Source organism: Bauldia litoralis, from assembly GCF_900104485.1.
Taxonomy (GTDB): Bacteria; Pseudomonadota; Alphaproteobacteria; order Rhizobiales; family Kaistiaceae; genus Bauldia; species Bauldia litoralis.
This window is the reverse complement of sequence record NZ_FMXQ01000003.1, coordinates 136,748-161,273: the sequence shown is the minus strand read 5'-3', so window position 1 is coordinate 161,273 and position 24,526 is coordinate 136,748. Positions and strand designations below refer to the sequence as shown.

Below are 24,526 nucleotides of genomic sequence, written 5' to 3'. Positions count from 1 at the left end.
TCAGTCGCGGACGCGGGCAAGCGTCTCAAGCGCCCGCCGGTAGACGGGTTGATCAATCATCCGCCCGTCGACCGCCACGGCGCCATGGCCGGTGTCGCGGGCTGTCTCATAGGCCGCCCGGACCGTTTCTGCCTCGTCGATTTCGGCCGGCGTCGGCGCGAAGACTGCGTTGACGATCGTCACCTGGCGCGGATGAACGCAGAGCGCCCCACCCATGCCGATGCTCCGCGCCATCCGCGCGATCGCCGTGAACCGGTCGCCATCGTCGATGATCGCCAGGGAACCGGGGAGCCCGAAGGCGGCCTTTCCGGCGGCGCGCGCGGCGATCGCCACCTGCTGCGCCGGCGTCGCCAGTCCCGCCTCCTCTGGCGGAATGCCCATGTCGAGGGAAAAATCCTCGCTGCCAAAGGCGAGCGCGGCGACCCTCTCGTCGGCGCCGGCAATCGCATGCGCGTTGATGACGCCAAGCGCTGTTTCGACCAGGGGCACGAGTGCCGGATGTGCCAGCCGTCCGGCGATCGTGGCGATGATGTCCGGTCGTTCGGCCTTGGGCAGGACAATGCCGGCGATCGCCGCGTCGTTGGCGGCCGCAAGGTCCGCGTCGATCAGGTCCGGATGGTTGTTGATGCGCACCAGCACGCATTGTCCCGCCTCGGCGAGTGTCCGCGCGGTTTCGGCAAGGGCGTCGCGCGCCCGGTCCTTCGCCTCGGGCGCGACGGCGTCCTCGAGGTCGAGGATGACGGCGTCGGCACCGCGCCCGGCCGCGCCGACGATCAATCGCGCCTGAAGCATCGGCACGAAAAGCAGCGAGCGGATTCGGGAGGCATCGAAAGGGGGAGCATTCGGCGTCAAATCAGGGCACCCTTGACGAGACAGGCCGCACCCTGTGCGGCGACAGCGGGAACGACGTGGCGATGACGGATTGGGCGGACTGGATCGGACGAAGCCGGACGACGGAGGATGTGGTGACCCCGGCGATGGTCGCCGGTCTCAACGCCACGCTGGACGCCGAGACCGTCGCGCAGGCGTCCGGCCCGGCGCCGCAGGGCATCCACTGGCTGCTCGCCAATCCCCATGCGCCGATGCGGGAGATCGATGTCGATGGCCATCCGCGGCGCGGCGACTTCCTGCCGCCGATCGACCTGCCGCGCCGGATGTGGGCGGCAAGCGAGGTGACCTATGTTGCCCCCATCGCCATCGGCGAGCCACTCCGCATCACCTCGACGGTCGCCTCGATCACTCCCAAGACCGGATCGACCGGGGCGCTGGTCTTCGTCGCCGTCGACCACAGCGTCACCGCGCAGGACGAACCGCGCGTGATCGAAAGGCAGACGATCGTCTATCGCGAACCGGGCGGGAATGTCTCGGCGGATAGATCGGAGCCGACGCCAGCCGCGTTCGAGCGGGTGGTGACGCCCGATCCGGTGATGCTCTTCCGCTACTCGGCGCTGACCTTCAATGCCCACCGCATCCACTATGACCGGTCCTATGCGCGCGACGTCGAGGGCTATCCGGACCTCGTGGTCCACGGTCCGCTGACCGCCAGCCTGTTGATCGACCTCTGCGCCCGCACGTTCGGCCCGAACCGGCTGAAGACCTTTGCCTTCCGGGGTGTCGGCCCGGCCTATGTCGGCCAGGCGCTGCGCCTCTATGGCAACCGGACGGACACCGGACTGACGCTCGAAACGACGGCGGACGGGCACGTCGCCGTCCGCGCCATCGCGACGCTCGACTGAAGGCCTCACGCCGGAACCGGCGCGCATGAGCCGCCGAGGATCAGGCGGGTCGGCAGGGAGATCCGCTGCGCCGGCTTGTCGTCGGCACTGCCAAGACGTTCGAGCAGGAGATGCGCCGCGGTCCGGCCGATTTCCTCGATGTTGCGGTCGATCAGCGTGATCGGCCCCGGGTAGAGCAGGGCGAGGTCGGTCTGGTCGCAGGCGATCAGCGACAGGTCGCCGGGAATCGACAGCTTGTTCTGCTGGATGACGCGCAGCACCCCGACAAGGATGCGGTTTCCCGCAGCAATGATCGCGGTCGGTTTCTCCCGCTGCAGAAGGTTCGAGGCTTCGCGGAAGCCGTAGTCGGCCGAAAGGCTCTGGGCGCGGATCAGGTCGGTCGGAACCTCGAGGTCGCGCTGGCGAAAGGCCTCGACGAAACCGCGGATGCGCTCGCGGCCGGGTCGAATGTCGCTGCCGCCCGTGATCAGCGCGATGCGCCGATGGCCAAGCCCGATCAGGTAGCTCGTCGCCTGCTGCATGCCGACGGCGTGGTCCGTCAGCACGGCGTCGATATCGAGCGGAATGTCGCGGTCGAGCAGGACCGAGGGAATCCGCAATTGCTCGAGGCGCTTCAGCGTCCCGGCGTCTTTCTCGCTGTTGATGGTCATGATCACGCCGTCGGCACGGCCATGCTGCAGCATGTCGATGGCGGCGGCTTCGTTCTCCGCACCGCCTTCGGTGTTGACCAGGTAGGGCGAGAAACCGCGCTCGCGCATGACGGCGCTGACTGCCTTGAAGGTCGTCGCATGCAGCGGGTTGCCGATGTCGTCGACGACAAAACCGATGGTCATGGTGTGGCGCCGGCGCATGATCTGGGCCCGGCTGTCCGGCTGGAAGCCCAGGGCCTCGATTGCCGTCCGCACCTTGACGAGGGTCGCCGGCCGCACCGAATCCGGCGCGTTGAGGCTACGTGAAACGGTTCCGACAGAGACGCCAGCGGCGCTCGCGACGTCGCGAATGGTGGTCGATCTTCGGGTGGCTTTCTTCATCGCGCCCATCCGCCCTGTCGCCCGCCGCAAACGCGAGCGTCTTCATGGGGAAACACTATAATTGCTTTTGTCCGACGGTGCGAGTGGGGTGAGCCGTACACCGGCACGGCCGAGTCCACTTGACCGTCAGGCGAGCCCCGGACTATGTTTGGAAACGTTTCGAAAACAGTCCATCCGAGGCATCTCAAGTGGCACCGCAGTTGAAGATCGAGCGCATCGAATGCGTCCCCCTGTCCATGCCCCTGCCGCGCACCTTTCGCGGCAGCAACTACTTCATGACCCATCGCTGCACGATCATTACCCGGGTCTACACGTCTGAGGGGATCGTCGGCGAAATCTACAACGGGGACGAATTCGAGACCCAGGCCGAGGTTGTCAAGATCATCCTCGACGAGATCCAGCCGCTGCTGGTCGGCATGGACGCCTTCAACATCGAGGGCTGCTGGGAAAAGATGCGCAAGCCGTCGACCAACATCCTGCGCGATCGCAAGCTGGCGATGTGCGCCCAGGCGGCGGTCGACAGCGCGCTCTGGGATGCGGTCGGCAAGGCGCTCGACGTGCCGCTCTACAAGGTCTGGGGCGGCCACGGCGATAAGCTGCCGGTCATCTGCATCGCCGGCTACTACGAAGAGGGCAAGACGCTGGCCGATTTCGGCCGCGAGATGGAGCAGATTCGCAAGGACGGCTACATCGGCTGCAAGTTCAAGGTCGGTGGCCTGACGCCGAAGGACGACGCCGAGCGGGTTCGCGCCGCGCGATCCGCCGCCGGTGACGATTTCGTCCTTCTCGTCGATGCCAACCAGGGTTGGAGCCGCGCCCAGGCGGTCGAGTTCACCCGCCACGCGCAGGACCTGAATATCCGCTGGTTCGAGGAACCGGTGCACTGGCAGAACGACCGGCTCGACATGGCCGCCACCCGGGCCCAGGGCGGCATCCCCGTCTGCGCAGGGCAGAGCGAGATCAGCCGCGCCGGCTGCCGCGACCTGATGATGAGCGGCGCCATCGACGTCTGCAACTTCGATGCGAGCTGGGGCGGTGGGCCGACCGAATGGCGCCGTGTCGCGGCGCTTGCCCAGTGCTTCACGGTCGAGATGGGCCACCACGAGGAACCGCAGGTCTCGGCGCAGCTTCTCGCCTCTGTGCCAAACGGCACCTACCTAGAAACGTTTCACAAAGACCGCGATCCGATGTTTTATGCGCTGGTCGCCAACCGGTCATCCTTCGACAATGGCTATTACGCCGTGCCGCAGGGTCCGGGCTTCGGCATCGAGATGGACAAGGCGACGATCGAAAAACACCGCGTCTGAGCAACCGCTCCGGCGTCAAGAAAATAGAATCAGGGTGGAGCGCGCGACATGGCCGCCAGGAAGAAATCCGCGAAGCCGAGCAATCAGGTCCCCGATCCGTTGACCGACGACGACCGGGTCGAGCTTTTCCGCTCGATGGTCGGCATTCGCGAGTTCGAGGAGCAGGTCCAGCGCAGCTATCTTGAAGGCCTCGTCCATGGCACGACGCATCTCTGCAACGGCCATGAGGCGGTATCCTCCGGCGTCGCCCAGGCGCTGCGCCCGGACGATTATGTCAGCTACACTTATCGCGGCCATGGCCATTGCCTGGCGCGCGGCATGGACATGGAAGCCGCCTTCGCCGAACTGTTCGGCCGGGTCGACGGGGTCTGCGGCGGCATCGGCGGATCGATGCACCTGACCGATATCGACAAGGGGCTGATCGGTGCCTTTGGCATCGTCGGCGGCGGTTTGCCGGTCGCGGTCGGCGCCGGGCTTTCCGCCCAGCTTGCCAACAAGGAGCAGGTCTCGGTCAGCTTCTTCGGCGATGGCGCCGCCAATATCGGCGCCTTCCACGAATCGATGAATATCGCCCAGGTCTGGAAGTTGCCGGTACTCTTCGTCTGCGAGAACAACCTCTACGGCGAGTTCACCCGGATCAATCACACCACCCCTTACGAGGATTTGGTCATCCGCGCCCGCGGCTATGCGATGGAAGCCGTGCAGGTCGATGGCAACGACGTCGAGGAGGTCTATGCCGCTGCCTCGATCGCCGCGATGCGCGCCCGCGGCGGCGGCGGGCCGACCTTCATCGAGGCCAAGACCTACCGTCATCGCGGCCACTCGCGCACCGATCCGGCCAAGTATCGCGACCCGGCCGAAGTCGAGGAATGGCTGAAGCGCGATCCGATCACCCTTTACCGCAAGGACCTGATCGCCAGGGGACTGCTCGATGCCAAGGCCGCCGACGCCATCGTCGCGGAACTGCAATCCGAGGCCAAGGCCGCTGCCGACAGGGCCGCGGCGTCGGAATGGCCGTCGGCCGACCAGGACTTCATGGCCAAGACTTTCGCCTGAGAAAAACAAGGACCGGCGCCAAAGAGCGGCCGGACCGGGGACGGAGACTGCCGTAATGCCGACGCAGGACATCACGTATCGCGAGGCGATCGTTTTCGCCCTCCAGGAAGAAATGCGCCGCGACCCGACGACGCTGATCATGGGCGAGGACATTGGCGAGTCGGAGGGTCCGTTCAAGACCTGCCAGGGGCTCATGGCGGAATTCGGCTCCGCCCGGGTGCGCGACACGCCAATCGCCGAGACCGGCTTTGTCGGCGCTTGCCTCGGCCTGTCGCTGACGGGCTACCGGCCGATTGCCGAGATCATGTTCGCGGATTTCCTCGGCGTCGCCTTCGACCAGATCGTCAATGGCATTGCCAAGCATCGCTTCATGTCCGGGGGCAAGGTCAAGACCCCGATCGTCATCCGGGCGATCGGCGGCGCCGGCCTCCGCTTCGGCGCCCAGCATTCCCAGACCGCCGAATCCTGGATGCTTTCGGTGCCGGGACTCAAGATCATCTGCCCGTCCAATCCGGAACAGGCCTACCTGATGCTGAAGGCCGCGATCCGCGACGACAATCCGGTGCTTGTGCTCGAGCACAAGGCGCTGTTGTCGATGAAGGGCCCGGTCCCGGTCGGCACGGAGGAGGTGGCGATGCCCACCGGCCCGAAGATCCTGCGCGAGGGGTCCGACGTCACCATCGTCGGCAGCCTCGCCATGGTCGGCCGGTCGCTGGCCGCCGCCGACCTGCTCGCGGCAGACGGCGTTTCCGCCGAGGTGATCGATATCCAGGTGCTGCGCCCGCTCGACGTCACGGTGGTCGCCGAAAGCGTGAAGCGGACCAACAACCTGATCGTGGTCGAAGAGCAGGCGCCGACCGGCGGATGGAGCTCGGACGTTGTTGCCGACGTCCTGACGCAAGCCTTCGATTACCTCGACAGTCCACCAGCCCGGATCACCCTGCCGGACCATCCGCTGCCCTATAGCCCCGGGCTCGAGGACGCGATGCTGCCGTCGCCGGAGACGATCGCCGCCACGGCCAAGTCGCTGCTCGAATAGGAGAGATCGCATGGATTTTCTCCTCCCCAAGCTCAGCGCCACGATGGAAACCGCCACCGTCGGCCGCTGGCTGAAGAGCGTCGGCGATACGGTCAAGACCGGCGAAACGCTGGTCGAACTCGAAACCGACAAGGCGACGATGGAAGTCGAATCGCCGGTCGACGGCACGGTCACCGAACTGATGGCCGAAGCCGGCGCCGAACTGGCAGTGGGCGCGGTCCTCGCGCGGTTCCGGACGGCTGGCGAGCCGGCATCCGCGGCCCCGGCCAAGCCTGCGCCGGTCCCAGCAAGGGCGGCGCCAGCATCGCAGAAACCAGCCGCCGCACCCGCGGCGACTCGTTCCGCGCGGCCCACGCGCCTGCTCGCGTCGCCGATGGCGAAGCGCCTCGCCGGCATGCATGACGTCGATCTCGGGACCCTCACGGGTTCGGGCCCGCACGGCCGCATCCGCATGCGCGATGTGCTGGCGGCTGTCGATGCAGGAGCACAGGCGCCGGCCTCGACCGCACCGTCGGCGGCCGCGCCCCGGCCGTTGCCCGCCAATGCCGAGCCGCTGTCGCCGATGCGCAGCCGCATCGCCACCGCCGTCAGCCTCAGTCGGCAGACCATCCCGTCCTTTGTTCTTGATCGCTGGATCGATACGTCGGCGGTCGCCCGGGCCCGGGCGATGCTCGGCCCGGATCTCGAGCAGTCGGGCGGCGTCAAGCTGACCTTCACCGACTTCCTGCTACAGGCGCTGGCCGATTGCCTCGCCCAGTCGCCGCGCATGCTGGTCCGCTATGCCGACGAGGGCGCCCAGCCGGCGCTCATCCGGTCGCAATCCGTCGATATCGGCCTCGTCGTCGCCGTCGAGGATGGCGTCATGATCCCGGTGCTGCGCGATCTCGCGGGCAAGTCGCTGGCGTCGATCGCCGCCGCCCGCCAGGCTGCCGTCCAGCGGGCCCGCGCGGGGCGCCTGTCGCAGGCGGATGCCGAACCGGCCTCGATGTCGCTCTCCAATGTCGGACGGGCTGGCGCCGATCGTTTCGAGGCGATCATCCAGCCCCGCGAATCAAGCATCATCGCCATTGGCCGTGAACACGAGACCGTGGTGCCGCGCGCCGGAGGCATCGCCGTCAGCAGCGGCATCAACGCCACGCTTTCCGTCGACCACCGGCTGATCGACGGCGTCACCGGCGCCGGTTTCCTCGGCAGCCTCGCCGACCGGATCGAGATCGGCCCCTGGTCGGCGCACTGACGGCATCTGGCCTGCGCCAGGGAGTCCGGGTGCCGGCGAGGCGCGTTTACGCTCGACAGGGTGCGGCCTAAGATCGCTGGCTCGGCCGGCCTGCGTCCAGCGGAAGCGGGGCGGGGCACCGCGCACCCTTAGCCGGCATGGTTGAAAACCCGATCGCAACGGTACGCGAAGCCTTTGGTGTTGGCGCGTTTCGTATTATAAGTGCGGCTTGGCTGGCTAATGAAAATCGGGTTACAAGGACCTCCATGCGTCTCGGCAAGGTTGGTTACTACGGCGATTTTGTTGTCTACCCTCTCGTGATCGTGGGGGTCGCAACGGTCGCGTTTTGGCGCGCGTCGCCCGAGCAATTCGCCACGACGATGACGGCGCTGGTGCTGGGGATTGGTATCTGGACGCTGGTCGAGTACACGCTCCACCGTTACGTCCTCCATCACCTGCCCCACATCAAGGAGATGCATGACGGCCACCACAACGACCAGACAGCCCTGATCGGTACGCCGATCTGGCTGAGCCTGGCGCTGTTTGTCGGGCTCGTCTATCTGCCACTCCTGGTCCTGGTGCCGGCGATCGCGGGCGGCCTGACGGCGGGCTTCATGGCCGGATACCTGTGGTACGTCACGGTTCACCACCTCATTCATCACGACGGGCTCGGCCGCAGCGCCTACGCCTATCGGCTGAAGCGCCGGCACATGTTGCATCATCACTTCGACGATGAGGGCAACTTCGGCGTTACCAGCGGCTTCTGGGACCTGGTGTTCGGCACGGACATCAAGGTGCGCGGCCCCAATACGCCGCGGGATCTCGCCAAGGACTGAGGCGCGGCCAGGTTGCGTCGGCGCGGCGGGTTCGCCAACGCTCGCTAACTCGTTGCGACGTCTTCCTCGCAAGCATGCAAATCCAGCAGTTGCCCGATCTCTATGGCCAGCTCGTTGGCAAGGATTTCGTATTCGTCCTGCCGTGATTCGTATTGGTCCGTGCCGGAGCGCGCCCAGCGTGTCATGGCAGCCTCGGCATCGGCCAGATCGCTGCAGAGCGACAGGAAGGCATCGTCGGCAGAGGCAAGCCGTTGGATGCACAGGCCCTTGAGCGGAAAACGTCGGACCGCAGCCTGCAGCCCCTTTTCCATGGATCGATCTCCCTCTTCGCCACGCCGGACTTCCGTGAAGTTATCCTTTTCCCGCCACGAACGTGACGTAGCGTTACGGTAGGAAACGGTGCTCGGGCGGCACAATTGGCCAGCGGCGGTTGGCAAGGGCCATGTGTCCGATCCGCGGTTGGTCGATAATCGAACGCGGTGACGATCGATCTCCAAATATGGTAGGCAACGGTTCCCGTCGGATATTGCTGATCGACGGCGGCAACGGTCGGAGCGAAGAGACAGTGAGCCTGGCGGATTCCAGCACCTCCGACGTAGGCAAGGCCGATAGTCCGGTATCACCGGAGGTGGTGCGTCAGGCGGTCGACCGGATCGTCGCCAGCGCCGATTTTTCGGCCTCCGAGCGCGCCCGAAATTTTCTCAAATATGTCGTCGAAGAGACGCTGGAAGGTCGCTCGGACCGGATCAAGGCCTTCACCGTTGCGGTCGAGGTCTTTGGCCGCGATGATACCTTCGACGCCCAGAACGACCCGGTGGTGCGCATTGAGGCCGGGCGGCTGCGGCGCGCGCTGGAGCACTACTACCTGCTCGAAGGCAAGGACGATTGCGTCGTCATCGAGATCCCGAAGGGCGGCTATGTGCCGGTTTTCGGGGTCAACCGGACGGAGGGCGCGGTCGACGCAGACGCGGATGGTTCGGCCGTCTCCGATGCGCCTGTCGCGGCGGCGCCCGACCGAACCCGGCGCTGGCGGTCCCACCTCGTGCCCGGGGCAATTGTCGCGGTTGTCGTCGCCGGGGTCGCGGCCTATGCGACGGGGATGATGTCGATCGGCGGAGGCGCCGGGGACTCGCTGCCAAAGGGGCCGACACTCCTCGTTCTTCCGTTCAGCGACCTTGGCGACGGACCGGTATCGGCGCTCTATTCCGCCGCCCTGACCGATGAAGTCGTCTCTGAACTCGCCCGCTTCAAGGAAATCACCGTCTACGGCGTCCAGACGTCGCGCTCGGTGAAGGTCGATGCCGACGTCACCGCGTTGAAGCGCGACAGGGACGTCGCATACGTGCTCGAGGGGAGCGTCAGAACCGATTCCGAGCGCATTCGGGTCAGCAGCCGGTTGCTCAATTCCGCTTCCGGGGCGGTGCTGTGGTCGCGGCGCTTCGCGTATCCACTGACGGCGTCCGATCTCTTCGGCATCCAGGTCGAGACCGCCGAGGAGGTGGCTACCGCCATCGCGCAACCCTACGGCATCGTGTTCCGCGCCGAGGCGGCGCGCGAACGCGACGCACCGCCCGATGACCTCGAAGCCTATCTCTGCACGCTCCGATACTACGTTTATCGCGCCGGCCCGAGCGCGGCCAAGCATGCGGAAGTGCGCGACTGTCTGGAGCGCGCGGTCGCTGCGTTTCCGTCCTACGCCACGGCCTGGGGGCTGCTCGGGTTGGTCTATGTCGATGAAGTGCGGGCGGGCTTCAACCCGTCGCCGGATGCCGTGAAACGCGGGCTGGAAGCGGCGAACACGGCAACGCGTCTCGACCCGGACAACGTCCGGGCCCTGCAGGCCCTGGCCATGGCCTATTCCTACAATCGGCAGCCAGCCGAGGCTTTCGAGGTCTCCCAGAAGGCGATTGCCCTCAATCCGAACGATACGGAATTGCTTGGCCAACTCGGACTGCTGACCGGACTGTCCGGTCGCATGCAGGAAGGGCGCGATTTGCTGGAGCGCGCGCTCGCCAAGAATCCCGGCCATTCGAGTTTCTATCGCGGCGCTCTCGCGACCATTGCCTACATGCAGCACGATTATGAGAAGGCGCTCTCGGAGATCGATAAAACCGATCTGACGGGGCTACCCATCTATCATGGCGTCGCCGCCATCGTTTATGCCCAGAACGGTCTTGACGAAAAGGCCCGGGCGATGGCGGTGCGCTTTCAGGAAATGGCGCCCGGCTTCATCCCGAACCTGTGGGATGAACTCACCATCCGGAACATACCCCAGCAGTCGCAACTCGACATCGCGGACGGTCTGAGCAAGGCCGGGGTCGTGGTGCCGTCGCCGCCCACCGGTACGTCACGCATTGAAGCGGGTCCGGCGTCGACGAATTGACCTGAACATGGAGTCTACCCGATCCTACGGGCAGGCGATCGACGAGTCGGTCTAGACCATCGGTGTGATTCTGCGTCGCGGCCGCGCCAGGGTGCACCCGGGTTGGGGCATGTAAAGGCCGTTGTGCGTTTCGCCGAATACGGATATCCCGCTCCTTGCAGGACCGGGCCCGGGCAGGGGAAGGTTGCGTTGCGTAATTTCGTGCGCGAGGGCGAATCCTTGATTCAACCCGTCGAAGACCTCGACGGGACGGTGCCTGCAATACGTTCAATTCCATCAGTCTTTATCGACATATTCCGCATGCCGTTAACGCCGGTGTCATATGCCGGTGTCAGCCGTCGGGGTACCGTCGAGCTCCCGTTTTGTGAAACTGACTGAATTATCAACCAGAGGAAGAGAGACACACCCATGAGGCATTCCCTGAAGCTCGCCGCCGGGACCGCACTTGCCGTCCTCATCGCCGGACCGGCCTTCGCGATCAGCGGCTACTCGACCGCTCACCTGAACCTTCGCGCCGGGCCGGGCACCCAGTACCCCGTGATGGGAGTGATGGAGTATAACGTGCGCTCTGAGATCACCGGTTGCCTTGCCGATTATTCGTGGTGCAGCGTCGACATCGCCGGTCTCTCGGGCTGGGCGTCGGCCCAGTATCTCGTCATCGACGAGGGTGGCCAGATCATTCAGGTCGACACTGCCGGCGCTTCAACCGGTATCCCGGTCGTGATGGCCGAGGGCGTGGCCGAAGTCGTCGCCGGACCCACCGTCGGTGTCGTCGTTGGCCCCAACGGCAACGTCGCGGCCATCGTTCCCGAGCCCGCAGTGATCCAGTACATCTCCGCGACGCCGGTTCCGGCGATTGCGGTTCAGGGCGAGATCGTCGTCGGCGCGGTGTTGCCGGCCGAGGTGCAGCTCTACGAGGTGCCGAATTCCGCCTATGGCTACACGGTCGTCAACGGCATCCCGGTCCTGGTCGACATCAGCGCCCGCACCATCGTCTACATCCACCGGGCCTGATCCCACCGTCAGACACCAGCCGCAAAAAAACGGGCCGCCCTTGGGCGGCCCGTTTCATGACAAATCGTCGAAGTGGATCGAGCGGGCCTACCAGCCGACGGTGAATCCGGCGATCGGTCCGTGCAGCACGAGATCGAAGGTCTTGGCGTCGGTGCCCTTGCCTTCGGTGTAGTCGACCCCGATGGCCCGGTAGCCAAGTGTCCACGCCATGGTCGCCCGCCCGACTTCCCAGGCCTTGGTGTAGCCGGCGAAGACCTGCCATGAGAATTCGCTGCCGACGCCAAACCCGGCGACGTCGCCGAGCAGTTCGAGCTGGCGGCCTTCGCCGAAGTCCTGGCGAACCCGCGCGCCGATGACCGGATCGACCCAGTCGATGTCGCCGCTCTTGGCATAGGCGCGGCTGTTTTTCCGCTTCAAGCCGAGCTGCTTGAGTTTGACTGTCGAATCGATGTTCAGGGTGGTGTCGACCGAAGCGTACCAGTAGCGAGCGCCACCAAGCAGTTCCAGGCCCGTTGCGCCCATCGGACCCTGCCATTGGGCCACTTCATAGGCCGCCCCGCCTTCGGCAAAGCCGAGCGTTTGCGTCAAGCCGGCTTTGCCCTTCAGGGTCAGCGAGGCATCGGCGAAGGGGTTGCGCGTGACCGACTTTGAGCCGGTAAATCGAACCTGGGTGTAGAAGAAATCGCCGAAAATCGCGAAGCGGTCGTTCCGCGCTTCGACATAGCCCATCAAGGGGATGATGTAGTCGCTCTCGCTAATGATGTTCTGGAAGGTGACATTGACACCGACAGTCCGGCCAGCAACCCCGATGTCACCGCTGATCCCCGTGAGCCAGGCGTAGGGGGTGACGCTGAATTCCCAGCCGGGCGCTTCGTCGGCGACGCTGAAGTCGACGACGCGATCGCTGGTCGGCTCCGCGGCCTGGGCGGTTGTGACCAAGGAGGCGGCAAGCGCCGCTATCAGGCCGAGGGCAAGCCATGATGCGTGCAATCCGCGGTCCGCCGGCTTTGGGTGGTTTGCAGTCATCGTTCAGGAGTCCCTTGATCTGAGGGGAATTGACAGGGCCATCGGTTCTACCCGCCGGCGGGGAAGAGGAAGGTGACCTGGGCGCGGGCGCCCCAGCCTTCCGGGCCACCCTCTGGGCTGTCGGCCCAGTAGCGCACGCCCGCCTGCAGGCTGACCGGCTGGTTTCCGAACTTGACGAGTTTCGCCGCCATCGCGTTGATCGGGATCGACCAGTCGTTGGTTTCCCAGTTGTAGGTCGATTCGGAATTGAGGGTGAAGGTCCAGGCGGTCTTCGTCGTGTAGGCGACGAAAGGCTGGATGAAGGTGGAGTTGACCTTGGACCTGTCGCTGTCGCCGCCGATATCCCACGACTGGCTGACCAGCGCGCCGGTCGTCCAGCCGTTATTCATGAGGAGGGCGACGGCCGTCGGCCCGAGGGTCCACCGGCCGCTGCCGAGAAGCGGGCTGGCGCTGCCTGTCGGGAAGCCGAAGACCGGCCCGACACCCCAGACAAGGTTGCCGAGATCGCCGAGCGGCAGGGGATTGGAGGGCGAGAAGAACAGCGACTGGCTGCTGTCGGCGAAGCCCGACTGATGGCCCGAGGGGCCGACCGGGCTGATGTCCTTCTGGTCCCAGACATACGGCACGATGGTGCGCGAGATGACATTCCAGTTTTCATTGAGGCGGATCGGAATCACCGGCTGAACCGTGGTCACGGTCTGGTAGCCGTTGCCCTTGGCGCCGTAGCCGCTGTTGTAGTCCGTCTTGATCGGCACGCTGATCAGGCTGGCGACCGGGTTCGTCAACTGCTGGGCGAGCGCCGCGGCGTCGTCATCGGCATGGGCCGCGGTAACCCCGATCCCCGACAGGAGGAGCACGCCAAACGCTGCCAGACTGTTTCTTGCTGATTTCATGCTCGCCCCCAAGCGTCCGAACACCCGATTTCAGACGCCGCTGATGCTAACGCCGCTTTTGCGGCGCATACAGTGGAGTCAGCGGCGGCGAAGCGCTTTGAAAAGGCGCGATGCAAAAATACAACGTTGGATGGTGATGGCGCCGATGGATCGCTGCCCGGATTTGTCAACGTCACTGTTCCCCCTGTTCAACGCGCGTGAACCCGCCGCAAGGCGCGGCGAATCGACGACCCCGAGCCCGAAGTCTAGCCAGATTGAGGGCCGACGCGGCGTAACATACGCGCGCCTACGCAGACTCCTGCCCCGGGCAATCCGGTCAGAAATTGTCGGGGTGGATCGGGCGCCTGCCGCATGGGCCGTTCCCCGAATGCCGCCCCTGCCGCGTCGCCATCGTCCGACTGCATAGAGGTTACCCGATCCTACGAGCCGTCCGGCGGGTGTCCGGCTAGATTCGCGGGCATCAGACGACGCGCGGCCGGCGAAGACTTCCCGATTGCCGGGAAGAGCGCTGGGCCCCGCGGGGACGCCCGAAAAAGCGAAGCGAGGAATACGGATATGCGATTCTCAACGAGGAAGCTCCTGCCGGGGCTGACGGTGGCCTTGATGGCATCGGCCATCGCAGTCTCGACGACGGTCGGGGCCAGGGCCGATGCCGACGACGCCAAGCGGATCTTCAAGGAAATGTCCGACTACCTGGCGTTGCAGGATCACCTGGCATTCGATTTCGACACGGTCCTTGAGGTTGTATCGTCGGAAGGCCAGAAGCTGGCCTTCGCCAGTTCCGGCGCGATGGAGATCAGCCGGCCGGACAAGATCCGGGCGACGCGGACCGGCGGCTTCTCCGATGTCGAACTTCTGTTTGACGGAACGACGCTGACGCTGTTCGGCAAGTCGGTCAACGTTTACGGCCAGATCGAGATCCCGGGGTCGATCGACCACCTGATCGACGAACTCAGGGACACCTATCAGCGGCCGATTCCCGGCGCCGACCTGCTCCTGTCCAACGTCTATGACGAACTGATGCCGTCGGTGACCGACGTCAAGGATCTCGGCAGCGGCGTCATCGGCGGTGTCGAATGCAATCACTTCGCCTTCCGCACCGAAGACGTCGACTGGCAGATCTGGATTGCCGTGGGCGACGCGCCTTATCCCTGCCGCTACGTCATCACCAGCAAGCAGATCGACACGGCGCCGCAATACACCGTCCAGGTTTCCGACTGGAAGACCGGCGGAGCCGCGGCTGACTTCGTCTTCAAGAATGACACGGACGCCGAGAAGCTGGCGCTCGACAAGCTGCCGGATCTCGGCGAACTGCCTGCCCAATACAGCCCTGAAGGTGCGAAATGACTCTCTCGAAGCGACTTGGACTTTCCCTCCTGACCCTCGCGATCGCCATCGGCGGCCTTGAGTTGGGCGCGCGGCTGGCCATCCCCGGCATTTCCAGCCCGGTATCGACGGCGGAGGCCATTATCGGTCGTCCGCTGACCCCGGTCAGTGTCGCCGGCGTTGGCCGTCGCACGGTCCGGCGTTGCGCGGTAGGCGTCTACTACTGCTAGCTGCAGGCGCGGCAAAACCATAAACTGAAGTAACGACATCCGGAATGTCATCCGGGTGTCGTCACTGACGGATTTGAAACGTCGTGAGCCGGGCGGTGACGTCGCTGGAGGCGTCGCCGCTCGCCTTGTGACCAAAACAAGCGCAAGCAATGGAGGCAAGTTGATGCTGACCAAGTTCATAGGCGCGGCGGCGATCGCGCTGCTCACCGCCACAGGCGCCGCGTATGCGGATGTGTCCGACGAGGTGCTCAAGTCCCTGGGCGCACCGGACACGGTTGAAACCAGCGCCGGAACGCTGGAGTTCAAGGATGGCGTACCGACCGAAGAAACGGCCAGCAAGGTCTACGACACGCTGGACCTGACGCGGGCGCTCAACGTCTACAACAATAGCTTCCGCGGTGCCTCGGCGCTTGCCATCGTCAAGGGCTTCGAGGACATCGGCGCCATGCCCGGCGATGTGGTCATCTTCTCCGACCTCATGGACTCGAGCTCGCTGTTCCTGACGGCCAATGCCGACACGGTCTACTACCTGGCCGGCCTCGACCTCAGCAAAGGCCCGGTGGTGATCGAGCAGCCGTCGCATGCCGTCGGCACGATCAACGACATGTGGTTCTCGTGGATCATCGACATCGGTGGTCCGGGACCGGATCGCGGCCTCGGCGGCAAGTACCTGATCGTCGGGCCGGATTACGATGGCCCCTTGCCCGAGGGCGGCTACTTCGTCGCTCACTCGAAGACCAATTTCGCCCTGTATGCCTCGCGGGCCTACCTCGTCGACAACGATCCCAAGCCGGCCGTCGAGAATATCAAGCAGAACCTGAAGATCTATCCCTATCAGCCGGGCGCCTTCGGCTCGAGCATCGCCCAGGCCCTGGAGGGTACCGTCCGGATCGCGGACGAGCCGAAGATCCCCGAGATGAAGTTCATCGAGGCTAACGGGTTGTCGTTCAACACGATCCCGCCCAGTGACTACGGCTTCTTCGAGCTGATCAACGAGAATGTCCAGAACCAGCCCGCCACGAGCTACGACGTGGAACTGGCCGGACAGCTTGCCGCCATCGGTATCGTTCATGGCAAGGAGTTCAAGCCGGACGACCGGATAAAGAAGATTCTCTCGGACGCGGCCGCGCTTGGCCAGGCATCCGGGCGGGCGCTCAACTGGCGCTATGCGATGAAGCACCCGGACTGGGCCTACTATGAGGGCTCGCAGTGGGGCAGCATGCTGTGGGAGGGTGGAGCCTTCTTCGAAACCCCTCCGCCGCTTTTCGAAAAGGGCATGTTCAAGCCGTTGCCGCCGACCGGTGCGCGCACCCTCGATTCGCGCACGGCCTTCTACTATGGCTACACGCTCGACTCGCCCGGCATGATCATGCGCATCCCGGGGGTCGGCTCGCAGTATCTGATGGGCTTCCTCGATGCCGAAGGGAACCCGTTCGATGGCGCCAAGACCTACAAGGTGACGCTGCCCAAGGATATTCCGGCCGAGGCCTTCTGGTCCTTCACGCTCTACGACAACCAGACCCGCTCCATGCTTCAGACGCCGCAGAAGTATCCCCGCGCCGGAAGCCAGAGCTATCCAACGCCGGCGGCCGAAGCCGCAGCGGACGGATCAACTACGGTGTATTTCGGTCCGGAGCAGCCCGAGGGCGTCGCACGCGGCAACTGGATTCAGACCATGCCGGGCAAGGGCTGGTTCACCCTTCTCCGCCTCTACAGCCCGAAGCCCAGTTTCTTCGACAAGAGCTGGCGGTTGAGTGAAGTCGAAGAAGTGAAATAGCGCTTCGGAAGCGGCGGCCTGAAGCCTCCGCCGCTTCCGGCCTGCCGCCGCCCGGCTACAATGAACAGGACTGAAAGCCCGGAAGGCATTTGTGGGCTCTTCGGGAAAATCGCTCGAACACAACCAAGGAAACAACCACCAATGACCAAGACGTCGCTCCTCGCCCGTGGCATGGCGCTCGCCGGCGCCCTCGCGCTTTTCGTTGGCGTCGCATCCGCGCCGACGGCCGTGGCGGCCGACTCTCATGTCAAGATCGGCGTGCTGACCTGTGCCGCTGGCCCGAGCATCGGGCTTCTCATCACCTCGGCCGAGAAGATCGACTGCAGCTTCCAGCCTGACGCCACCAATACCGAGCATTACAGCGGCCGGATCCGCGACTTCGGCCTCGATGTCGGCATCACGGCAGGCAGCGTCATCATCTGGGGCGTCTTCGCCTCGCAGAACGACTACGCGCCGGGTGGCCTCTCCGGGAATTATGTCGGCGTTTCGGCCGAGGAAACCCTGGTTCTCGGTCTCGGCGCCAACGTTCTGGTCGGCGGATCGCGGGAGTCGATCATACTCCAGCCGTTCAGTATCCAGGCCCAGGCCGGACTCAACCTCGCCGTTGGCGTCTCGCACATGGTTCTCGAAGAGCGATAGACCGAACCAGATCCTTCCGGGGCGGCGGCCAGTGTCGCTTCCCCGGAGGTCTCTGCAAATCCGCGATGACCCTGTCAGTCCCGCGCTGCGGGCGCCTGGCCGTCGCCTGTCGCCGGCGCCCCGTGCCGCTGGCGGATCTCCTCTTCGATCCGGCCCTTCGTCGCCTCGTCGATGCCCGTGTCGCGGGCGAGGTAGGCGGTCTGGCTGGGGAAAGCGAAGCCGGTACCGGCAGTCTCGACGATCCGCATGATGTCGAGGATCAGCTTGCCCTGGATCGCCAGGAACTCCGAATAGTCAGCGGTGAGGATGTATGCGCGCAGCTCGATGTTGATCGCCGAGTCGCCGAAGGAAGTCAGGGCGACGCGCGGCATGCCGTGTGCGTGCTCGACCATCGGGTGGTCGCGCAACCGTTGGCGGAGCGCATCCATCAGCCATTCGAACTGCTCCGGCGACGTCTCGTAGCGCAGGCCGAGCGTATGCAGGAACAGGCACTTGTCGCGGCGCGTGTAATTGATGATGTGCATCTTGGCGAGATCGCCGTTCGGGACGGTGATCAGCGTCCCGTCGAGCGCCCGGATACGGCTTGAGCGCGGCCCGACCACCTCGACCCGGCCGCCGCCGCCGCCATAGTCGATGTGGTCGCCGACCCGGAATGGCCTGTCGGCGAAGATCGAGACGCCGCCGAACAGGTTCTCGACGGTCGACTGCGACGCCAGCGCCAGCGCGAAACCGCCGACGCCCAGGCCGGCGACGAGACCCAGCGCCGGAATGCCGATGTCGTTGGCGCCATAGATGACGACCGCCCCGGCCGCGAGAATCGCGCCGACGCGGGCGACCAGGCGCAAAAGGTGGGCGTCGTAGCTGTTGTCGGGAATGCTCGGCGAGGCAATGATCGCCTCGACGACGAGGAAACAGGCGATCCAGGCCGCCCAGGCCCCGGCGACATAGAGCACCGCCGCCGCGAAGAGGCTCTCGCCGATGGCGAAATCGCCCGAGACGTTAACCTGCTCCTGGATGAAGACATCGGAGACATAGGCGAGGCCGGCCAGCAGCAGCGGCGTCGTCAGCCGAAAGAAAAGGCCGGCAGCGTGACCCGATCGGCCGGCGAGACGGCGCATCAGCATGGCCCAGACGCCGGTGACGACGAGGACGAGCACGCCGATCGCCGAGGCCAGGACGACCTTCCAGGCCGGGGTGTCGAGCACCGTCCGTTGCAGCGGTTCCGGCAGCGATCGGATCAGCGTATCCGGGAAGACCGGCCCGGTGAGCCGCGCCCCCTCATCGTGCCAGTTGAGCGAAGCCGTCGGTCGAAGCGGCGGGTCCGCGATGATCAGCGCGTGGAAGACCGGCAGCCGCTCGACGCTTTGGCCCGTGAACAGGTAGTCGCCGGCGCGCGGCCCGTCCGCGACCCGGGCGATGGCGATTTCCGTGCCGGGAATCTCCCACTTGTCCGGCAGCTTGCCCCAGTCCTTGCCGGGCGCACCAGGAATCGCCGCCACCGGAACATCCGGGATGCGGACCAGGATATCGGCCAAGTATCCGAAGGCGGCGCCGCCGACCTTGTCGCGGGTGGCCGGTGGCAGGCCCTCGAGATCGAGCAGCCGCCGCATGCGGTCGACGCTGGCGGCGAGCGCCGCCGCCTTCGCCGAGGTCTTGTCGGCGACATATTCGGTGTAGCGCGCCTCGATCGTCTTCGCCTGGCTGACGAAGGACTGGAAGGTGGCGCTCGGGCTCGAGGTATCGAGCGGGGCCAACGGGTTCGGCGTCTCGGCGGGGGCGGCGAGCCCGGCGATCGTCATGCCAAGCAACAGGATGCCGGCCATCAACGCATGACAGGCGGCGCGCATCCCGCCGGGGGATGGGGTCAGGCGCGGCTCGGCGCGGAACATGGACAGCGGTCGTTTCCCTCGAAATCAACTGCGGCAAGTATCGACCGCGCAACGCCCGCGCAATAGCGGTATCGGGGTAGGTTACGCGAAACGCGGCAGGGTTGCCCGATTGCCGGTCGCTCGGCCGTCAGTCGATATCCCGGATCTTGAAGTTGCCGAGTTCGGCGATCAGCCCGGGCATCACCGGCATGTAGCGCTCGGCATGACCGCGCGCCTCGACCAGCGAATAGGTCTGGCCGCAGGCGTTGGCAATAAAGGCGGTGGCGCCGACGGTCTCGGCCAGACGGGCATAGGTCCGTAGGTCCTTGGCGGCGATCCGCACCGGCCCCTTCAGGCGGCTGTCGTCGCCGCGCAGCACCCATTCCATGATGATCTGGAACATCGGGCTGTTGGCGCCGCCCGCCGAGATCACTTCATGCAGCTTCTCGAGGTCGAGCCCGAGCCGCGCCGCGGTGGCCACGGCCTCCGAGATCAGCGCGCTGGTGCCGATCGAGATGAAGTTGTTGATCAGCTTGCAGGCCATGCCGTCGCCGAGGGGCCCGGTATGGACGATGGTATCGGCATAGGTATCGAGGATCGGACGGACTTCCTCGAGATCGGCAACGTCGCCGCCGACATAGGTGCTCAGCGTCCCGGCTTCGGCCTCGTTCGGCGAGCGGCCGAGCGGCGCGTCGAGCATGCGGATGCCCATCTCGGCGAGCCGGGCGCCGGTCCGCCGGGTCATCGCCGGATCCGCCGTGGTCGAATCGACGACGATCGCGCCGGGCCGCAGCGCTGCCGCGATGCCGTCCGGGCCGAACAGCGCCGCCTCGACATTGTCGGCGGTGGGCAGGCAGAAGAAGACGACGTCGCTCGCCGCGCCGAGTTCGGTCCCGTTCGCCGCCTCGGTCGCCCCGCGCCCGACAAGGTCGTCGACCGGCTGTCGGTTGCGATGGCCGAGGATGGTCAGCGGATAGCCGGCGGCGAGGATGTTCTTGGCCGCGCCGTGTCCCATCAGCCCGACTCCGACATATCCAACCCGAGGTTTGGCGTCCGTCATGCGATATGCCCTTCCGTTTCCGATGAGAATCCGGTCTTCGCCGGTGATGCGGGATCCCCAAACTACCGGGACTTGCGGCCTCGCCGCAACGAAGGACACCGGCCGCGCCGGACGACGATGACCGCAATTCGGTTCTCACCCCCGTGGCCTGCGCACTGTTTCGCGCTATGACAGGCGGCCCCGGCCAACGGCCGGGCCAAGGATGGAGCGAAGCCCTGCGCCTGAACCGGACCGCGATCCTGCTTGTATCGGCGATCCTCGTCGCGGTCCCGGCCATGGCGGGCACGCCGTCGCCGAGCTATCCGCTGCTCGATCCCGAGCCGTCGGTCGCAGCGCCCAAGCGGACTGCGATGCTCCACCCCGATCGCCAGATGGAACTGCTGGCGCGCAAGATCGGCCAGATGATCCTTGTCGGCTTTCCGGGCACCCGGCCGGCCGAGCCGTGGCCGACGCGCATCGCCGCGATGATCGCCGATGGCCGTATCGGCGGTATCATTCTCTTCGGCCACAACATCCGGGGCCCGAAGCAGGTTTCAGGCCTGACGGAGGCGATGATCGCCGCCGGCGGTCGCCTGCCGCCCTTTGTCGCCGTCGATCAGGAAGGCGGCTACATCCAGCGCTTTCGCCGCCGCGAGGGGTTCAAGGGCCTGCCGTCCTCGGCCCGCACCATCGCCAAGCAGGGACTCTGCGAAGCCTGGGTCGCCTATGCCAACATGGCGCGGGAACTCGCGACCTTCGGCGTCAACGTCAACCTCGGCCCGGTCGTCGACCTGAACATCAATCCGCAAAGTCCGGCGATCGGTCGCCTGCGGCGCAGCTATGGCGTCGAACCTGGCGCCGTGACCGACTATGCGCGGCAGTTCATCGGCGCCCATGCCGCCTCCGGCGTGCTGACCGCCGCCAAGCACTTTCCCGGCCATGGGTCCGCGGCGCTCGATCCCCACAAGCGCGTCGTCGACATCACCAAGACGTGGCAGCCGCAGGAACTCGAGGTCTTTCGCGCCCTCGCCCGCGACGACGGCGTCGCGATGGTCATGGTCGGTCACCTGATCCACCCCGGTTTTTCTGATGGCGACCGGCCGACCAGCCTGTCGCGGCGGGCGATGACCGGCGAACTCCGCGAAAGGCTCGGCTTCGACGGGCTGATCGTCACCGACGATCTCGGCATGGAGGCAATCACCGATCGCTACGGCCTCGAGGATGCGGCGGTCATGGCGGTCCGGGCCGGCGCCGACATCCTGATCTTCGCCAATCAGCGGGCCGGCGATAACGATCTGGTCGAACGGGTCATCGCCCGGGTCTCGGGAGCGGTCGCGGCCGGGCGGGTGCCGGCGTCACAGCTCGATCGGTCGTATGAGCGGATTCTGGCGGTCAAGCGCCGGCTGGCGGCCCGTGGCCCGCTTCCGCCGCTGACTGATGACGGTGGCCTGACACCCGATATCTGCGCGGAAGCGCCGGGTCGGTCGATCACGTCGAACTGCCGGCTGACCAGCCCCGGCGCGGCGCATGTCCGCCAGGCCGCATGCGGGACGGTCGAGGAAGAGGCGCCGGCGCGGCTCGCCGCACCATGACGCCGGTGGGCGCTATAGCAGCTTGCGCAGCTCGGCTTCCTTGTCGTTGACCAGCCAGCCGTAGAAGTTTTCCTGCGGGTAGAGCGGCGGCTTGCCGGACTTGGCGCGCTTGGCATTCTCTGCGCGCAACGTTCGAGCTCGCGTCGCCGCGTTTCCAAGGTTGTAGAGCGTTGCCGTGATCCCGGGGTTCTGCGAGATGTCGAAGCCGGCGATCGACTTGTAGAGGTCGATCGACACCCGGATATTGGCGGCGACGTAATGCAGCGACGTCTCCGGGTTCATGATGTTCTGGTAGACCTCGGGCGCGTCGTCGATCGACAGGAGCGGCAGGCCCGCCTTGCGGTTGACAATATCGGTCACCGCCAGCGCGGCGACCGGGCTGAGTTGCCCGAAGCCGAAGGTCTGGCCGGCGAAAGCGGGACCGAAATACACCCGGTGCAACCGGTCGCGCGGATAGCGACGACCGTCAACGAAGCGTCCCATGAAGACGTCTTCCCAGGTCGTCTGCCGGCAGTCCCAGACCTCGTAATTGGTGTTGAACTGGTTGCAGCGCGCAAATTGCGGCCGGGCGAACAGTTCCGCGGCCGTGTCGCCGCGATTGGCGAAGACCAGCGAGTCGTTGGAGACATACTGCATCGCCTTGACGTAATAGGTCTGCAGGGTGTCGTAGGTGTCGATGTTGTAGGTGTGCTCGCCGACGATCGCACCGATGATGTGGATCGGGTCGATGCCGTAGATCGAGGCGACCTTCTTGATGCCGCCGATCAGGTTCGGATCGCTGGCCAGCAGCTTGTAGACCTTGTCATACTTGGTCTTGAACGATCCGCCGCCCATCGCCGTCAGGGCGCGGGACCCCTTGTCGACACGGGGCTGCCTCTCGAACTGGTTGCCGGGAGGAACCACGATGACATCGGCGGCTGCCACCGGCGCCGGCAGCGAACCGGTCAGGACGACGGCAAGCGCGGCCGCGGTCGCAACGAAAAAGCGCCTGAAAGAATTCATCGACGAAGCCCAGTTCTCTAGTCTCACGGAAACAGCTGACCGCCGGCGCGCCGACGGCAAAGGTCGGTCGCGCTGACGATACAACCGACCGGCAACGGGATCATAACAGCCGCATTGAGGCAAGCGAAGGGCAGAAAACGCCGTCCGGATCAGAGGATGAATCGGCTGAGATCGGTATTCCGCGCCAGGTCTCCGATATGGTCTTCGACATAGGCCGCGTCGATGACCACCTTCTCGCCGTCCCGGTCGGCGGCGGTGAAGCTGATTTCGTCGAGGATCCGCTCCATCACCGTCTGCAGGCGCCGGGCGCCGATATTCTCGACATTGGCGTTGATCGACACGGCGATCGCCGCGATCGCGTCGATGGCGTCGGCGGTCACTTCCAGCTCGAGACCCTCGGTCGCCATCAGGGCGATATACTGCTTGATCAGGCTGGCCTCGGTCTCCGTCAGGATGCGCCGGAAATCGTCGGTGGTCAGCGGGTGCAGCTCGACGCGGATCGGCAGGCGGCCCTGCAATTCGGGCAACAGGTCCGACGGCTTGGCGACATGGAAGGCGCCGGAGGCGACGAACAGGATGTGGTCGGTCTTGACCTGTCCATGCTTGGTGGCGACCGTCGTGCCCTCGATCAGCGGCAGCAGGTCGCGCTGGACGCCCTCGCGGCTGACATCACCGCCCATCCGGCCCTCGCGGGCGCAGATCTTGTCGATCTCGTCGAGGAAGACGATGCCGTCATTCTCGACCGAGGCGATGGCTTCCTGGACAACCTGCTCGTCATCGAGCAGCCTGTCGGATTCCTCGGCGATCAGCAGGGTATGGGACTCGCCGACCGTGATCCGGCGCGTCTTGGTCTTCTGGCCGAAGGCTTTGCCAAGCATGTCGCCGATATTCATCACGCCGACGCTGGCGCCGGGCATGCCCGGGATATCGAAGGCCGGCATGCCGCCCGCGGTGTCGCGAACCTCGATCTCGATTTCCTTGTCGTCGAGCTCTCCCTGCCGCAGGCGCTTGCGGAAGGATTCGCGGGTAGCCGGGCTGGAGGACTCGCCGACCAGCGCCGTCAGCACGCGTTCTTCCGCCGCGAGTTCGGCCTTGGCGACGACCTCCTTGCGCTTGCGTTCGCGAACGAGGCCGATGCCGATCTCGACAAGGTCGCGGATCACCGATTCCACGTCGCGGCCGACATAGCCGACCTCGGTGAACTTGGTCGCCTCGATCTTGATGAACGGCGCGCCGGCCAGCTTGGCGAGCCGGCGGGATATCTCGGTCTTGCCGATGCCGGTTGGCCCGATCATCAGGATGTTCTTGGGCAGCACTTCCTCGCGCATCTGCCCGGTCAACTGCTGGCGGCGCCAGCGGTTGCGCAAAGCAATGGCGACGGCGCGCTTGGCGTCGGCCTGGCCGATGATGTAGCGGTCGAGTTCGGATACGATTTCACGGGGAGAGAAGGTCGTCATGGGGATCTCGTCTGATCGGGGAGCGGGCAATCGGTGGGGCCGATCGGCCTGAATTCATC

General features: G+C 65.5%; 22 protein-coding genes. 13 read left to right on the top strand and 9 right to left on the bottom strand.

Annotation, left to right across the window (positions count from 1 at the left end):
- On the bottom strand, nucleotides 1–852 hold the full coding sequence (locus BLT60_RS08130; RefSeq protein WP_139167783.1) for an HpcH/HpaI aldolase/citrate lyase family protein: 852 nt from the start codon (nucleotides 850–852) through the stop codon (nucleotides 1–3).
- Between the two features lie 62 nt (nucleotides 853–914).
- Between BLT60_RS08130 and BLT60_RS08125 the strand changes: the two genes are divergently transcribed.
- Nucleotides 915–1,736 carry an HTD2 family dehydratase gene (locus BLT60_RS08125; RefSeq protein ID WP_090875926.1) on the top strand — a complete coding sequence of 274 codons (822 nt, stop codon included), beginning with the start codon at nucleotides 915–917 and terminating at the stop codon, nucleotides 1,734–1,736.
- Between the two features lie 5 nt (nucleotides 1,737–1,741).
- Here the strand turns inward: BLT60_RS08125 and BLT60_RS08120 are convergent, their stop codons facing one another.
- Nucleotides 1,742–2,767 carry a LacI family DNA-binding transcriptional regulator gene (locus BLT60_RS08120; RefSeq protein WP_175478343.1) on the bottom strand — a complete coding sequence of 342 codons (1,026 nt, stop codon included), beginning with the start codon at nucleotides 2,765–2,767 and terminating at the stop codon, nucleotides 1,742–1,744.
- Between the two features lie 188 nt (nucleotides 2,768–2,955).
- Here BLT60_RS08120 and BLT60_RS08115 point away from each other — a divergent pair, with 188 nt between their 5' ends.
- From BLT60_RS08115 to BLT60_RS08095, 5 genes are all read left to right on the top strand, one after another.
- Nucleotides 2,956–4,074 (top strand): mandelate racemase/muconate lactonizing enzyme family protein, encoded by a 1,119-nt coding sequence (locus BLT60_RS08115; protein ID WP_244521187.1) that lies wholly within the window; start codon nucleotides 2,956–2,958, stop codon nucleotides 4,072–4,074.
- A 48-nt stretch (nucleotides 4,075–4,122) separates the two neighbouring features.
- On the top strand, nucleotides 4,123–5,130 hold the full coding sequence (locus BLT60_RS08110) for a thiamine pyrophosphate-dependent dehydrogenase E1 component subunit alpha (protein WP_090875924.1): 1,008 nt from the start codon (nucleotides 4,123–4,125) through the stop codon (nucleotides 5,128–5,130).
- A gap of 55 nt (nucleotides 5,131–5,185) precedes the next feature.
- Entirely contained in the window at nucleotides 5,186–6,169 is a 984-nt protein-coding gene (locus BLT60_RS08105) for an alpha-ketoacid dehydrogenase subunit beta (RefSeq protein ID WP_090875923.1), read from the top strand.
- A 10-nt stretch (nucleotides 6,170–6,179) separates the two neighbouring features.
- Nucleotides 6,180–7,406 carry a dihydrolipoamide acetyltransferase family protein gene (locus BLT60_RS08100; protein ID WP_090875922.1) on the top strand — a complete coding sequence of 409 codons (1,227 nt, stop codon included), beginning with the start codon at nucleotides 6,180–6,182 and terminating at the stop codon, nucleotides 7,404–7,406.
- A 245-nt stretch (nucleotides 7,407–7,651) separates the two neighbouring features.
- The gene (locus tag BLT60_RS08095; RefSeq protein WP_090875921.1) at nucleotides 7,652–8,221 is read left to right on the top strand and encodes a sterol desaturase family protein; all 570 of its coding nucleotides are present in this window, start codon (nucleotides 7,652–7,654) and stop codon (nucleotides 8,219–8,221) included.
- 44 nt (nucleotides 8,222–8,265) lie between these two features.
- On the opposite strand, the gene BLT60_RS08090 is transcribed toward BLT60_RS08095, so the two are convergent.
- A complete protein-coding gene (locus BLT60_RS08090; protein ID WP_090875920.1) occupies nucleotides 8,266–8,532 on the bottom strand; it encodes a hypothetical protein in 267 nt (88 codons plus the stop codon).
- A 254-nt stretch (nucleotides 8,533–8,786) separates the two neighbouring features.
- Between BLT60_RS08090 and BLT60_RS08085 the strand changes: the two genes are divergently transcribed.
- Together BLT60_RS08085 and BLT60_RS08080 are read left to right on the top strand one after the other, a co-directional pair.
- Nucleotides 8,787–10,604, top strand: a complete 1,818-nt coding sequence (locus BLT60_RS08085; RefSeq protein WP_139167782.1) for a tetratricopeptide repeat protein — start codon at nucleotides 8,787–8,789, stop codon at nucleotides 10,602–10,604.
- Between the two features lie 408 nt (nucleotides 10,605–11,012).
- A complete protein-coding gene (locus BLT60_RS08080; protein ID WP_090875918.1) occupies nucleotides 11,013–11,618 on the top strand; it encodes a DUF1236 domain-containing protein in 606 nt (201 codons plus the stop codon).
- A gap of 87 nt (nucleotides 11,619–11,705) precedes the next feature.
- On the opposite strand, the gene BLT60_RS08075 is transcribed toward BLT60_RS08080, so the two are convergent.
- Both BLT60_RS08075 and BLT60_RS08070 read right to left on the bottom strand, forming a co-directional pair.
- Nucleotides 11,706–12,644, bottom strand: coding sequence for a hypothetical protein (locus BLT60_RS08075; protein WP_090875917.1), 939 nt, complete (start codon nucleotides 12,642–12,644; stop codon nucleotides 11,706–11,708).
- Nucleotides 12,645–12,691: 47 nt separating this feature from the next.
- A complete protein-coding gene (locus BLT60_RS08070; RefSeq protein ID WP_090875916.1) occupies nucleotides 12,692–13,537 on the bottom strand; it encodes a hypothetical protein in 846 nt (281 codons plus the stop codon).
- A 555-nt stretch (nucleotides 13,538–14,092) separates the two neighbouring features.
- On the opposite strand from BLT60_RS08070, the gene BLT60_RS08065 reads away from it, so the two are divergent.
- From BLT60_RS08065 to BLT60_RS08050, 4 genes are all read left to right on the top strand, one after another.
- Nucleotides 14,093–14,884, top strand: a complete 792-nt coding sequence (locus BLT60_RS08065; protein WP_090875915.1) for a DUF2092 domain-containing protein — start codon at nucleotides 14,093–14,095, stop codon at nucleotides 14,882–14,884.
- Complete coding sequence (locus BLT60_RS08060; RefSeq protein ID WP_090875914.1) at nucleotides 14,881–15,093, top strand: hypothetical protein; 213 nt, start codon at nucleotides 14,881–14,883, stop codon at nucleotides 15,091–15,093. The genes BLT60_RS08065 and BLT60_RS08060 overlap by 4 nt, the downstream gene beginning before the upstream one ends.
- A gap of 163 nt (nucleotides 15,094–15,256) precedes the next feature.
- On the top strand, nucleotides 15,257–16,870 hold the full coding sequence (locus BLT60_RS08055; protein ID WP_090875913.1) for a DUF1254 domain-containing protein: 1,614 nt from the start codon (nucleotides 15,257–15,259) through the stop codon (nucleotides 16,868–16,870).
- A gap of 141 nt (nucleotides 16,871–17,011) precedes the next feature.
- Nucleotides 17,012–17,509, top strand: coding sequence for a DUF992 domain-containing protein (locus BLT60_RS08050; RefSeq protein ID WP_244521186.1), 498 nt, complete (start codon nucleotides 17,012–17,014; stop codon nucleotides 17,507–17,509).
- Between the two features lie 74 nt (nucleotides 17,510–17,583).
- Here the strand turns inward: BLT60_RS08050 and BLT60_RS08045 are convergent, their stop codons facing one another.
- Both BLT60_RS08045 and BLT60_RS08040 read right to left on the bottom strand, forming a co-directional pair.
- Nucleotides 17,584–19,398: a mechanosensitive ion channel family protein gene (locus tag BLT60_RS08045; protein ID WP_090875912.1), complete on the bottom strand. Its 1,815-nt coding sequence runs from the start codon at nucleotides 19,396–19,398 to the stop codon at nucleotides 17,584–17,586.
- A 127-nt stretch (nucleotides 19,399–19,525) separates the two neighbouring features.
- A complete protein-coding gene (locus BLT60_RS08040) occupies nucleotides 19,526–20,437 on the bottom strand; it encodes an NAD(P)-dependent oxidoreductase (protein WP_090875911.1) in 912 nt (303 codons plus the stop codon).
- 167 nt (nucleotides 20,438–20,604) lie between these two features.
- Between BLT60_RS08040 and BLT60_RS08035 the strand changes: the two genes are divergently transcribed.
- On the top strand, nucleotides 20,605–22,008 hold the full coding sequence (locus tag BLT60_RS08035) for a glycoside hydrolase family 3 N-terminal domain-containing protein (protein WP_090875910.1): 1,404 nt from the start codon (nucleotides 20,605–20,607) through the stop codon (nucleotides 22,006–22,008).
- A 12-nt stretch (nucleotides 22,009–22,020) separates the two neighbouring features.
- Here BLT60_RS08035 and BLT60_RS08030 read toward each other — a convergent pair whose 3' ends face one another.
- The gene (locus BLT60_RS08030) at nucleotides 22,021–23,010 is read right to left on the bottom strand and encodes a DUF1402 family protein (RefSeq protein ID WP_090875909.1); all 990 of its coding nucleotides are present in this window, start codon (nucleotides 23,008–23,010) and stop codon (nucleotides 22,021–22,023) included.
- A 149-nt stretch (nucleotides 23,011–23,159) separates the two neighbouring features.
- Nucleotides 23,160–24,467, bottom strand: a complete 1,308-nt coding sequence (gene hslU, locus BLT60_RS08025; RefSeq protein WP_090875908.1) for an ATP-dependent protease ATPase subunit HslU — start codon at nucleotides 24,465–24,467, stop codon at nucleotides 23,160–23,162.
- Between the last annotated feature and the right edge of the window lie 59 nt (nucleotides 24,468–24,526).